The 12,854-nt window shown below is 50.9% G+C and carries 11 protein-coding genes; 7 read left to right on the top strand and 4 right to left on the bottom strand.

What is annotated here, in order from left to right; all coding sequences use genetic code 11:
- Nucleotides 1-73: 73 nt before the first annotated feature.
- On the bottom strand, nucleotides 74-319 hold the full coding sequence (locus CLV36_RS15400; protein WP_106343259.1) for a hypothetical protein: 246 nt from the start codon (nucleotides 317-319) through the stop codon (nucleotides 74-76).
- 434 nt (nucleotides 320-753) lie between these two features.
- On the opposite strand from CLV36_RS15400, the gene ald reads away from it, so the two are divergent.
- From ald to trhA, 3 genes are all read left to right on the top strand, one after another.
- Nucleotides 754-1,887, top strand: coding sequence for an alanine dehydrogenase (gene ald / locus CLV36_RS15395; protein WP_106343258.1), 1,134 nt, complete (start codon nucleotides 754-756; stop codon nucleotides 1,885-1,887).
- A gap of 233 nt (nucleotides 1,888-2,120) precedes the next feature.
- Nucleotides 2,121-3,728: a PucR family transcriptional regulator gene (locus tag CLV36_RS15390; RefSeq protein ID WP_106343257.1), complete on the top strand. Its 1,608-nt coding sequence runs from the start codon at nucleotides 2,121-2,123 to the stop codon at nucleotides 3,726-3,728.
- A 91-nt stretch (nucleotides 3,729-3,819) separates the two neighbouring features.
- The gene (gene trhA / locus CLV36_RS15385) at nucleotides 3,820-4,482 is read left to right on the top strand and encodes a PAQR family membrane homeostasis protein TrhA (protein ID WP_245888390.1); all 663 of its coding nucleotides are present in this window, start codon (nucleotides 3,820-3,822) and stop codon (nucleotides 4,480-4,482) included.
- A 51-nt stretch (nucleotides 4,483-4,533) separates the two neighbouring features.
- Here the strand turns inward: trhA and CLV36_RS15380 are convergent, their stop codons facing one another.
- Nucleotides 4,534-5,505 carry an L-threonine 3-dehydrogenase gene (locus tag CLV36_RS15380; RefSeq protein WP_102991775.1) on the bottom strand — a complete coding sequence of 324 codons (972 nt, stop codon included), beginning with the start codon at nucleotides 5,503-5,505 and terminating at the stop codon, nucleotides 4,534-4,536.
- 86 nt (nucleotides 5,506-5,591) lie between these two features.
- Nucleotides 5,592-6,782, bottom strand: coding sequence for a glycine C-acetyltransferase (locus CLV36_RS15375; protein WP_022738349.1), 1,191 nt, complete (start codon nucleotides 6,780-6,782; stop codon nucleotides 5,592-5,594).
- 829 nt (nucleotides 6,783-7,611) lie between these two features.
- On the opposite strand from CLV36_RS15375, the gene CLV36_RS15370 reads away from it, so the two are divergent.
- From CLV36_RS15370 to CLV36_RS15360, 3 genes are all read left to right on the top strand, one after another.
- Nucleotides 7,612-8,346: a M15 family metallopeptidase gene (locus tag CLV36_RS15370; protein ID WP_425436590.1), complete on the top strand. Its 735-nt coding sequence runs from the start codon at nucleotides 7,612-7,614 to the stop codon at nucleotides 8,344-8,346.
- A gap of 87 nt (nucleotides 8,347-8,433) precedes the next feature.
- Nucleotides 8,434-9,603, top strand: a complete 1,170-nt coding sequence (locus CLV36_RS15365; RefSeq protein WP_106343255.1) for an MFS transporter — start codon at nucleotides 8,434-8,436, stop codon at nucleotides 9,601-9,603.
- 146 nt (nucleotides 9,604-9,749) lie between these two features.
- Nucleotides 9,750-10,721 (top strand): DMT family transporter, encoded by a 972-nt coding sequence (locus CLV36_RS15360; protein WP_106343283.1) that lies wholly within the window; start codon nucleotides 9,750-9,752, stop codon nucleotides 10,719-10,721.
- Between the two features lie 94 nt (nucleotides 10,722-10,815).
- Here CLV36_RS15360 and CLV36_RS15355 read toward each other — a convergent pair whose 3' ends face one another.
- Nucleotides 10,816-11,754, bottom strand: a complete 939-nt coding sequence (locus CLV36_RS15355; RefSeq protein WP_106343254.1) for a DMT family transporter — start codon at nucleotides 11,752-11,754, stop codon at nucleotides 10,816-10,818.
- A gap of 173 nt (nucleotides 11,755-11,927) precedes the next feature.
- On the opposite strand from CLV36_RS15355, the gene CLV36_RS15350 reads away from it, so the two are divergent.
- Nucleotides 11,928-12,806, top strand: a complete 879-nt coding sequence (locus tag CLV36_RS15350) for a LysR family transcriptional regulator (protein WP_181353101.1) — start codon at nucleotides 11,928-11,930, stop codon at nucleotides 12,804-12,806.
- Nucleotides 12,807-12,854 lie beyond the last annotated feature (48 nt).

Here is a 12,854-nt window from a genome sequence, read left to right as displayed (position 1 = left end):
GCGGCTGGGAAATGGTTTTTGATGCCCGGCCACCTCTCTTCACCCCAAAAGCTAGCCTCTCTTATTCTCGCTACTACAACGCCGCCAATTTTTCAAGATAGTCGGGATAAAGTTCATCAAATTTGTGCGACATGTCCTGCAACATCTCGTGCATTTGATCAAACGTCAGGGGTTCATGCAGGGTATGGCAGACATCCAACGCCTCAAAGTGATAGTTGTGTAGAATGTCCCACACTTCCAGATGAACTTGGTTTTCCATGACGACGAAAAAGAGTTTCAGATCGATCCGATCTTTAAAGACAACACCTAGTACCTTCATGTAGGTCTCCTCCTAAGATGCGTAACAACGATGATAATGACCTATGGTGCGTGTTACAAGAGTCGATGCCCATTCCAAGCGCGGCCACTGGCTAGGATGTGTCTGGCAAATCAAGTTGGTGGGGAAGAAGTGGCGGAAAAACCTTTTCTCGAGAACAAGTGAAGCGAATAAGAAAATGGTTTTTGGAGCCGTTGCCCAATTCATCAGACACGCCCTAGTCACCGTCCGGGCAGCGCGGGTGCATTGATAGAAATGGAATGGACATTGGTTGGTATGAATAAACCAACTCTATCATAGCAGGTTTGCGCGTCAAATGGGTGACGTTGGCAGGATGTTGAAGGGAAATGGCTTGAGTTTATACATGTTGTCTAATGTAATCGTTTTCCTTTGGTTTTATACTTTATTTTATCATACTGAATGTAAAGGTGATGGCGATGATCATTGGTGTACCTAAAGAAATAAAAAACAACGAAAACCGGGTTGGTTTGACCCCGGGCGGCGTAGCAGCCTTTATCGGCCAAGGTCATGAAGTGTGGGTGGAAACAGGCGCTGGTCTGGGAAGCGGATTCAGCGATGAAGCGTACAAGGAAGCGGGTGCGAAAATCGTTTCCAGCGCCAAAGAGGCATGGTCGGCTGAAATGGTGATGAAAGTGAAAGAGCCGTTGAAGGAAGAGTACGGTTATTTCCGTGAAGGCCTCATTCTTTACACCTACCTGCACCTGGCGGCGGAACCGGAGTTGACGAAAGCGCTGATCGACAACAAAGTGGCGGCGATCGCTTATGAAACGATCCAGCTGGACAACGGTTCATTGCCGCTGTTGACTCCGATGAGTGAAGTGGCAGGACGGATGTCGATCCAAATCGGTGCCCAATTCCTGGAGAAAGCGAAAGGCGGCAAAGGAGTTCTGCTCGGCGGCGTGCCCGGCGTGTTGCCTGCGGAAGTAGTGATTGTTGGTGGCGGTATTGTAGGTACCAACGCTGCGAAAATGGCAGTGGGCCTCGGCGCAAGTGTAACCATCCTCGATATCAGCGCTGAGCGTCTGCGCCAATTGGACGATCTGTTCCAAGGACGGGTCAAAACGTTGATGTCCAATCCTTACAACTTGGCCAATGCAGTCAAAAAAGCGGATCTGCTGATCGGCGCCGTGCTGATCCCTGGTGCGCGCGCACCGCGGTTGGTGACGGAAGACATGGTGAAAAGCATGGAAGAAGGATCGGTGATCGTGGACGTGGCCATCGACCAAGGTGGTTCCATTGAAACGGTTGATCGCATTACCACACACAGCAACCCAACTTATGTGAAACACGGCGTCTTGCATTATGCGGTGGCCAACATTCCGGGATCGGTCGCCCGCACTTCCACGCTGGCCCTGTCCAACGTAACGGTACCATACGGATTGCAGCTCGCTAATAAAGGGGTAGTACAGGCAGTTTCCGAAAACAAAGCCCTCGCCAAAGGGGTAAACATACTGGATGGCGTGTTGACTTGCCGCGCGGTAGCAGAAGCTCATGGACTGCCTTTCCAAGAGTTGGCAGAATTCCTGCGCAAAGAATCCGTCTTGCATTAATGAAAAACCGATTCACTCCTAAAACACCACATGCAGATAAACAAGAGAGGTGGCGAACATGCCGCCTCTCTTGTTTTTTTGTGATTTGCCGGTGTGCGCCTCTGCCTTGCGAGAAGCGATGGGAAAAGGTGATGGAGTTGCCGGTCATCACTATCATTTCACAGCAAAGTTCTTTACAATAGGGTTATTGGGTTTATGACGGAAATAATCAAGTGGCAAGGGGGTGAGATAAGATGAATATCCTCGATTCTTTCACCGTAGCAGAAATGTTAAAACGCCCCTTGTTTCAAAAGGCAAAGGTCATTGCCGGGCAAGGCGGGCTTAACCGCGCCGTTCGCTGGGTTCATGTGTTGGAGATCCTTGACGGCTCTTCCTATGTCAAAGGCGGGGAGTTGGTGCTGATGACTGGGGTAGGGCTAGGAGAGGAGAAAGAGTTGAAGCTAGATTATGTCCGTGAGCTCGTTGAAAGCAAAGTGGCCGCATTGTCGATTGAGATGATCCACCAATTCGTCGTCATTCCGGAGGCGGTCAAGCGCTTTGCCGATGAGCGCCAGTTTCCCATCATCATCTTTGAGGAGCCAGTCTCATTCGTGGAAATCACGCAGGACATCCACACTTGGCTGATCGCGCGGCATCAAGACCAGCTGTTGTCGCTGGAGCGCATCTCGACCCAATTTTTGCAATTGACTTTGCAACCGCAGGGGTTGAGAAAAATCCTGCAACTACTGCACAAGGAAACCGGCTTTGTGGTCTGGATTGAAGATTATCTGGGCAAGACGTTCATCTACCCCGAAACAGAAAAGCCGATAAAGAAAAACACGCTTCGCCGCCCGATCACGGTGTTAGAAGTGAACATCGGCGAACTTTACATCAAAACCACCCGCAAGCTGACGGAGTATTTGAACCTGATCATCGATCGCGTGATGATCGCCATCGCCCAAGAGTATTTGCGCCAATTTTTGTCCGAAGAGTGGGAGCTGGAAGAAGGCAAGCGGTGGATGGTCGATTTGGTAGGCGGCAAGCGGGGCGAGGTGCCGTCGAGCCTGCTCGGGGTGTTTGAGAAACGGAAAAATTGCGTGCTGTGCGCGCTGAGCCAAGACGAGTGGACGTTTGCGGATGAGAGTGGACTGGGGCGAGTGTTTTTGGTGCAACTGATCCGCATGATGCAGCATGTGTTTGAGCAGAAAGGGATCAAAGTCTGGGTGGCTCCAGTGGAGAACCGCTTGGCGATCATCCTCGCCGAACAGCAAACATTTGCTGCTGATCCCTTTATCGCTCGCGTTGACAAAGGGTTTGACATGCTGTTCGCACAATTCCGTCGACTTCATCCGCGTTTGACGACCCGATGGAAAGTGGGGGTCAGCCATCGGCTTGACCATCTTGACCGGATGGCTAAGGCGTGGGAAGAGGCCTGTTTGGCTTTGTCCATGGACGAAGTGCCTCAAGATGATCTCCAGGGTGATGAGGAAGGGAGCGCCGTCATGGGTACGCATACGCTGATCCATTATGAGAAGTTGCGGGCGTGGCAACTGTTTTTGCATATGGACACGGCGGCGGTGCAATCTTTTGTCGACCTTCACTTGGGCCCGTTGTTGCAATACGACGCTAGAAATAAGACGAACTTAGTGCGCACCTTGGAAGTGTACTTTCAAACTGGCCTGCAAAAACAGCAGACGGCCAAATCTTTGTTCATCCACAGGCAAACCTTGTACTACCGCCTGGAACAAATCGCTGCCATGCTGGGGGATGATTGGGAAGCACCTGCCCGGCGCCTCGCGTTGGAAACGGCCGTCTCCGGCTATCGTTTCTTGTCGGCGCGCCAAAAGAAAAGGGACTGGTAGTGGCGGCCGCGTATCAGGACATGGTTTTTCTGCTACCTCTACCCGTCAACCTGAGTTGCCAGGCACGTCCTTTACAAGGAGAGATTCGAATATGTGGAATGCGTTGAAAATGAAAGAACCCGTCAATACCTGGACCCACTTTGTCACCTGTTTGGCGGCGGTTGTCGGCTTGGTTTACCTGATCTTGTTGAGCCGGGAAAACATCTCCACCTTGATCACCATGACCATCTACGGAGTTAGCCTCATTTTGCTGTATGCTGCCAGTTCGATTTATCATTGGGTGAAAACGACGCCGAAAAAGGAACTGATCCTGAAGAAGATCGACCACTGCGCCATTTACCTGCTGATTGCCGGTTCCTACACTCCGGTGTTTTACCATGGGTTGGACGGGCTGTGGCGAACGGTCATGTTAACGGTGATCTGGGTGATGTGCGTCATAGGCATTGTCTTGAAAATTACCTTCATCCACCTTCCGCGTTACGTGTCGACTGCGTTTTATGTCACACTTGGGTGGATCGCGGTGATTCCTTTTGTTAAACTGGTGGAAGTGCTACCGCTAGGGGCAATCATCTTGATGATCGTGGGCGGTGTGTTGTACACCATCGGCTCTATCATTTATGCCACCAAGATATTTGACTTCTTTCCCCAAAAATTTGGGTTTCATGAGATTTTCCATCTGTTTATCTCTGCCGGTTCCGGTGTCCACTTTGCCATGATGGTCGCTTATATCATTCCGCTGGGAATGCAATCATAACAAAAACGTCTCCCCATCTATCTGGGGAGACGTTTTTTGCTGTTTCTGATGTCACCGTGACGGGTGCAAGTTGGCGGGAGTGAGTTTTTCACTCAGCTTTTGCAACATGTCCGCTGTCATTTTGTCCAAATCATAAGCTGCTTTGAAGCCCCATTCCTCCTTGGCCGCCGTGGCGTCGATGGAATTGGGCCAGCTTTCGGCGATTCCTTGGCGCACTGGATCGACGTCATAGTCCAAGGTGAAGGAGGGGATATGCTTGCGGATGGCCGCGGCAATCTCTTCCGGTTCAAAGGACATCGCCGTCACATTGAAGGCGTTGCGGTGTTTCAGCTTGGCGGCGTCGGCTTCCATCAAGGTGATGATGGCGTTCAAGGCGTCGGGCATATACATCATGTCCATGTATGTGCCTTGTGCGATGTAAGAAGTGTACCGGCCCTGCTTGATCGCTTCATAATAGATTTCCACCGCATAATCGGTCGTGCCGCCGCCGGGGGGAGCCACATAAGATATCAGTCCCGGAAAGCGGAGGCCACGGGTATCCACCCCGAATTTATGGTAGTAATAGTCACACAACAATTCGCCAGATACTTTGTTGACCCCATACATGGTGGTAGGACGCTGAATGGTGTCCTGCGGAGTGTTGTCTTTGGGCGTGGAAGGGCCAAAGGCGCCGATCGAGCTGGGGGTAAAAAATTGGCAATCCAGCTCACGAGCTACTTCGAGGGCGTTGACCAATCCGCCCATGTTTAGATTCCAAGCCAAGAGGGGTTTGGCTTCGGCGGTTGCTGACAGCAATGCTGCCAGATGGATGATGGTGTCCACCTGCCGTTTTTTGGCGACGGCGTACATCGCTTCGGCATCAGTGACATCCAATATCTCAAAGGGGCCTGACTCCACAACGGGACTATCCGTCCGCCGGATGTCAGTGGCGATGACATGGCTTGCGCCATAGATTTCCCGCAAACGCATAACGAGTTCTGATCCGATTTGCCCCAAGGCTCCAGTAACAAGGATTCTTTTCATAAGTCTTCCTCCAACCAAATGGAACGATTTGTCATCAGGTGACTTGCATCTAATGAAGTGCTAAGGATTGCTGCGTTGTGAAACCATTAAATGATTCCCATTTCTTTACCCACTTTGGCGTAGATCTCCAAGACGCGATCCAGCATCTCTTTGGTGTGTGCGGCAGTAGGCATGTTGCGCACCCGTCCGGTTCCGCGTGGTACGGTTGGGAACACGATTGCTTTAGCGTAAACGCCTTCTTCGTTCAGGCGTTTGCTAAATGCCTGCGTTTCCACTTCGCCCCCGATGATGCAAGGCGTGATCGGTGTTTCACTGTCGCCGATGTTAAAGCCCAGCTCCTTCAGGCCTTGTTTCAGGTAATTGGCGTTATCCCACAGTTTTTGCTGCAGTTCGGTGCTGTCCATCAGGATTTCAATCGCTTTTTTCGCCGCGGCCACATCACCTGGCGTCAAGGCAGTGGAGAACAGGAACGGACGGCTGCGTACCTTGAGCCAATCGATCAGTTCTCGTTTCCCAGCCACATATCCCCCGACTACGCCAATTGCTTTGGACAAGGTGCCGATTTGGAAATCCACTTTGTCAGACAGGCCGAAGTGTTTGACTGTACCAGCGCCACCACCCAACACGCCGGAGCCGTGTGCGTCATCCACATAGGTGATGAGATCGTATTCTTCGGCAATCTCCACGATTTCCGGAAGTTTGGCGATATCCCCATCCATAGAAAAGACACCGTCGGTAATGACCATGATTTTGTTGTAAAGGCCGGATTCTTTTGCTTCTTTCGCTTTTTGGCGCAGGTCATCCATGTCGGAGTGGTTGAAACGGATGATTTTCGCTTTGGAGAGGCGGCAACCATCAATGATCGAAGCATGGTTCAACTCGTCAGACAAGATGGCGTCGTTTTTGTCCATTACAGCTGAAATCGCTGCCATGTTGCAGTTGAATCCAGATTGGTAGGCAATGGCTGCTTCCGTCTTTTTGAAAGCAGCAAGGGTTTCTTCCAGCTCGACGTGAAGTTGGAGGGTACCATTGATGGTCCGAACGGCACCAGCACCGACCCCGTATGTTTCGATCGCGTTGATGGCCGCTTCTTTAAGCCGCGGATCGGTGGCCAGACCCAGATAGTTGTTGGAAGAGAGGTTGATCAATTCCCGTCCATCAATCTTGATCACAGGTCCGTTGGCGCTTTCCAGAGGATCGATCACATTATAAAGTCCTTTTTCTTTCAGTTCTTGTAAATTTTCCTGTAAGAATTGTGATAATACCTTGCTTGACACGATAAAATCCCTCCAAAGTCCCGGGTATTCTTTTGTTCGTAAACATTTGTCCATGGTGAATGGACAAATGAATCGCATGCAAGCGCTGTCATGACGCGGTTTACACCATTACTTTAACATATTTTTTTCATTGTGTTTATGCCAGGTGGACAAAATATTTTTTCTTTCTTCATAAGTATGGGCATTTGGTCCCGTAAGCATGAATTTGTTATAAAAAGGTTTTATTGGGTTTATATGTTGAAATGAACCAAATAAATGATGAATGGATACATGTTGTTCGGAATGTGGGTGGGCCTGTTCGGACCAGGTCTTATCCAGCTGTTGGTGGCAAATATTTCCGATTGCTTCAAGTTCTTTCTACAATCTTAATGGGCAAACAAGATAGCTTTCGCTTTTCCGAAGATATGGTTATTTTGCTAACGTTGGGGATTGCCCCTTATATCTCTGCTCATTTTAAGTTATTATTTTATATTGGAGAATCACAGGCATGTTTTGCGTCGTGTTTTTCAAATGTCGTCTCGATCGTCGATGGACGAGAAGCGAATGGGGAAACGTGTTAAAACACGGTCCTCTCGTTATTTTTGTCCATAAGATGGTTTTGAAATAGCTTAGAACGAAATTGTTTTTTTTAATGCTGTTGATGAGCGGAGCCAATTTTTCCGCATGCACGCGCTTGGCGCATGAAGGGTATGGAAGATGAGTTTCGCTCTACCTTAGCCATGTTCTCCAGAGAGAGGTAAGAGAGGTTTACATTGATTGAGATAATATGCGTTACGTAGGAGGGGAGAGAGTGCGCAAGACAAAAAAATCGATTCACCTGGCTACTTTGATGTTAGGAGCGGCTCTTCTTTTGGGCGGTTGCGGGGGATCACTGGCTGCTAACGATTCGACGCCAACCCCTTCCAAAGAGACGGCAACCAAACAAGCCAAACCGGAAGATCAACCTGTGTCCAAACCGCCAGCCAAACAGGTGATTGCGATTCCGTCTGACCCGGCTTCGCTGGCGGTGTTGGTCAATAAACAACGCGCTTTGCCGTCGGGGTATAAGCCCGCCGACTTGGTGCAGCCCGATGTGCCGTTTTCCTCATGGGGCAAGGACGAGAAGAAGTTGATGCGCAAAGAGGCAGCCCAAGCGCTGGAGCAATTGTTCGCCGCGGCAAAAAAACAAGGGATTGAGTTGGTTGCCGTATCAGGGTACCGTTCTTATGAAAGGCAACAAGCGACTTATGAGTCGGCGTTAAGGAGAAAAGGGAAAGAGAGCACAGCCAAATATAACGCTGTGCCTGGTCATAGCGAGCACCAAACTGGCTTGGCGATGGACGTGTCGGCCCGCAGTGTGGGACTCCGCTTGGTCGAGTCGTTCGCCGCAACAGCGGAAGGACGTTGGTTGGCGGACCATGCGCACGAATTTGGTTTTATCATTCGCTATGCTAAAGGGAAAGAAGATGTGACCGGCTATGGATACGAACCTTGGCACATTCGCTATGTCGGCAAGGAAATAGCCCAAGAGATCAAGAGCAGAGGCATTGTCTTGGAAGAGTATTATTCAGTATCACCAAAATAACAGATGTGGTCTGATGACAGATCATAATATATAAAACAACCGACCCAATATGTTGGGTCGGCTTTATCTGTTTGGGGAGTTGGAGGAATGAATAAACAAGCAGGCATGTCAGTGCAATTTTATTTGTTTTTTTTCACCTGGGGTGTCTTTATTCCATATTGGACAGCTTGGCTTAAGACGAAAGGCTTTTCGATTGAAGAAGCCGGTTGGTTTGTCTCTCTCAGTCTGATTGTGCGGTCTGTGTCCACGTTGTATGGTTATCCAGCCTTATGCCGCGTGGCCCCTTTGTCTCAGCTGGCGCGATGGCTTCCTTTCTTGTCGGCGGTCATCTTGCTCGGATTTATTCCATTTCAAGGCTTTGTGCCCATCTTGGTTCTGACCGTGTTGTTTGCTTGGACATATCCGGTGTTATTGCCGATGAATGAAACGATCGCCAACATGTTGGCCAAAGAGAAACAGATTGATTATGGACGAAGCCGTTTGTGGGGTTCGGTGGGATACATCGTCGGCCTGTATGTGACGGGCTGGATTACATCCCGGCTGGGGGATGCTAGCACCCTATATGTTTTGTTTATTGGACTAATCATTGTATATCTGCACTCTTTTGTCGGGGTGTCCAACCAGTTCGCCACAAAAGCGTCCACCAGGGACAACGTGTCCATGCGCAAGCTATTCAAGTCACGTGCTTTCATTTGGTGCCTGTTGATATGCATTTTGCTGCAAGGGGCACATGCCGCATATAACAGCTATGGTGTCGTTTATCTGCAGAAGCTGGGGATTGATAACTCCCAGATTGGCTTGATCATGATTGTGGCAGTTGTCGCTGAGATCGGGTTCTTCTATGTTGCTGACCGGTTTATGGCCAACGTGCCGATTGCGGTGATGTTTTTCATTGCTGCGGTGTCGTCCGTCGTTCGTTGGGGAGCGATTTACCTGTTTCCCGATGCAACGGTGTTCATCATCACGCAAGTGTTGCATGCAATTACGTTCGGCTTGACTCATTTTGCTTATATGAGATTCGTCAATCAATGGGTACCCAATGCATACATCCCTTCCGCGCAGGGAACATACGCTTCCTTGGCGATGGGGCTTGGCACGGGGCTATTGACGATCTTGTGCGGATATGCCTACGCTGTGTCGCCGCAATTGCCTTTCTTGCTGATGGCGGCGTTGACGATTCCTAGCTTCGGGCTGGTGTTTTTGTTACATGGCGCCTTGAAACGGCAACCGTTGCCGACGACGTCGACATCAAGCTAAGTCCTCTTATATCAGTTTCTTCTATAAATGTTTTTTAATAGGGCATTCTACCACAGGTGTGTGGTAGAATGTTTTTGTGTAAAAAAGAGTTATATCATTTGGTTTTAATAGATTGCGACCTTGTTTGGATGGGAGAGGATGGCAAGATGCGGCCGATACTGTTAGGTGTGATCGCGGCATTCTTTTTTGCGTTTACTTTTGTGTTGAATCGGGCGATGGAATTGTCCGGAGGGAGCTGGATTTGGAGTGCGTCGTTGCGATATTGGTTTATGGTGCCCTTTTTGTTCCTGATCGTGGGCTTGCGTCGAAATGTGAAGCCGCTCTTCGCCCATATGCGGGCTCATCCCCTCCCTTGGCTGGGATGGAGCATGGTGGGGTTTGGTTTGTTTTACGCCCCGATGTGCTTTGCGGCGGCATACGGCCCCGGCTGGTTGATCGCCGGTACATGGCAGGTGACGATTATATCTGGTACCTTGTTGGCGCCCTTCTTTTGGGAGAAAGTGCAGACGCCGACGGGCGTGCGGAAAGTCCGCCAATCGATTCCGTGGCTAGCTCTGGGTGTCTCCATGTTGATCGTCGTGGGGATCGCGCTGATGCAGCTAGAGTATGCTCGCCAACTCTCCCTCACAGAGATCGTCGGGGGAATCCTCCCAGTGCTGGTGGCCTCATTTGCTTATCCATTGGGCAATCGGAAAATGATGGAGGTTTGCGAAGGGAAATTGGACGCATATCAGCGGGTGTTGGGCATGACGCTGGCGAGTCTCCCGTTTTGGTTGGTGCTGTCCATTTATGGCGGGTTGACGGTTGGAGCGCCGAGCGAAAGCCAACTTTTCCAGTCGCTATTGGTAGCGATGTGTTCGGGAGTGGTGGCCACGGTGCTGTTTTTCCAGGCGACGGATATGGTGAAGGGAGATATGCAACAATTGGCCGCCGTCGAGGCGACGCAATCAGCTGAGGTGCTGTTTGCTGTGTTGATGGAAGTGGTTTGGTTGCAAGCGGAACTGCCGTCACTGTGGTCTTGGGCGGGCATGGGCCTAGTAGTGATTGGCATGATTTTCCATAGTTATCTGTCCAACCGAAAGCATGCCCCCCGCCCATCGGCCAAACCGGAGTTGTAAGCCAAGCGTGGCACTGCTGTTGTCAGCATGTAAGCGCCAAATACCTGGTGGCATTAAAATCGAGTTTTGCCCCGCATTGCAAAAACAAGCCGACCTAGACGCTGGTCGGCTTGTTTGCGTTTGACAGAGATGCGGTTGAGGAGTCAGATGCGGGTTGTTTGGTTTTGAGATTCATCACGATGATGCCGATCAGGACGCACGCGCCGCCGATGATGTGGGCGAGCGTGACGCGTTCATTCAGGAACAGAGCCCCCACAACTACAGCGATCACCGGTGACACATAGGTCCACGTGACAGGGAACAGCGGATTGGTTTCGCGCATTAACCAATAAAACAGGCCAGAGGCGACAATGGAGACCACGATGCTCAAGTGGAGCAGGGACAGGAGAGTAACCGGCGTGAAATCGACTTGCGCGTTTTTTTCTATCAGCAATGAAAGCGCGAACAGACCGAAACTGGCGAAGATCATTTGCCATCCGTTAAGTGTGGCGGGTGACACCCTGTTCATGAGCCGTTTGGCGTGAATGGCACCGAGTCCGTGAATGAATTCGGACAGGACGATGGCCAATTTTCCATAAAACGGGAGAGAGCCGAGTTGGAAGGCCGAGGGGGTCTCGCCGATGACGAACACCATCCCGCCTCCGCTCAAAAGCAAGCCTACTACCAGCGTCCAAGTAAAACTGAGCTGCCTGAAGAGCAGGGCGAGGATGGCGCTGAAGAGGGGAGATGTCGCTACCAATAGAGCGGCTTCCCCTGAATCAATATGTTGCTCCGCCCAGTACAGCGCGGCGAAGGGAACCGTTGTCATGCAGAAACCGATCCACGCTAACTCCAAATAAGTTCGCCAGTTAAGGGATTGCCAGCGTTTGGATAGACCGAGGAATAGGCAGAGCAAGCCGCCAGCGATGGCAAAGCGCAGGCCGGCCGCCAAGAAGGGGGGCATGCCGTCACCAAGCCCCAGTTTAATAGCTAGAAAGGAAGTACCGTAGATGATGCACATAAGTGCGTAGCCGAGCCAAGTGATCCAAGTCATGATGATCCCCGCTTTCGTGTGTTGATGAGGAATAGGATATCAGGAAGCGGGAACCCATGGTATGATCAAAAAGAGATACCGTTATAACCTCAAGTTATATCCCGTGCATAAGACAACCGTGTCCAATCAGGATTTTGTTGTCTTCACTCATGCAAGGCAGGAGAGAGCGAATCGTGTTTACGTTGCGACAATTGCATGCCTTTGCCACCGTGGTGGAAAAAGGGAGTTTGAACAAAGCGGCCGACGCGTTATTCGTTTCCCAACCGGCTCTCACCAAGCAGATGAGCCAATTGGAAGAACAGTTGCAATGCCGATTGTTAATCCGGAAAACGACGGGAGTGGTCTTGACAGAGGCGGGCCGGCACTTTTATAGCCGGGCGCGTGCCATTTTGGCGGAAATTGAACAAATCGAGCGGGAAATGAGGCAGTTTGCCGAGGAGGCGCCGCTACGGATGGGAGGACTGCCCAGCCTGGTCAGCTATTTTCTCCCTTCGTTTATCCATGAGCTCCATACCCGCGGCCAAGCAGTGGAGATGACCGTGGCGGATACCACCGACCAGTTGATTGCCAAGTGGCGGGATGGAATGTGTGATGTAGTGTTTGTGCAGGACTTTGCCGGCGGTTCGGGGATGTTGTCCCGGCGCCTGTTGGAAGAGCCTTATGTCGCCGTATTGCCTGTTTCGCATCCCTTGGCTCAGTTGCCGTCGCTTGCGCCGCAAGATTTTTTGACGGAGCCGTTGGTGGTGTACAAAGAACCGTGCGACATGCGGGAATCATGGCTCAGGTGTTGCGAACGGTGGGGAATTCCGCCAAAGACGGTACTGGAGCTGGATGCGAATGAGTCCATCCCCATGTATGTAGCGCGGGGCATTGGCATTTCGTTTGTGCCGCGGATGATGGCCGAGCATTTGCATATGCCCGCGTTGGTGACCAAACCCGTGCGAGATGCACAATTTTGCCGCTCCATTGACGTAGTGTATACCCCGGCATGGGAGCGGGTGATCCGGCAGTGGTGGGGTGCTCCCCAGCCGGCAGGACAATCAGGGGGTTAAATTTAAAAACAAAAGCCCCTTCATCGGGGCCTTTTGTATATGGGTCTA

The organism is Laceyella sediminis, from assembly GCF_003003125.1.
GTDB lineage: Bacteria > Bacillota > Bacilli > Thermoactinomycetales > Thermoactinomycetaceae > Laceyella > Laceyella tengchongensis.
This window is presented reverse-complemented; position numbering and strand designations above follow the sequence as displayed.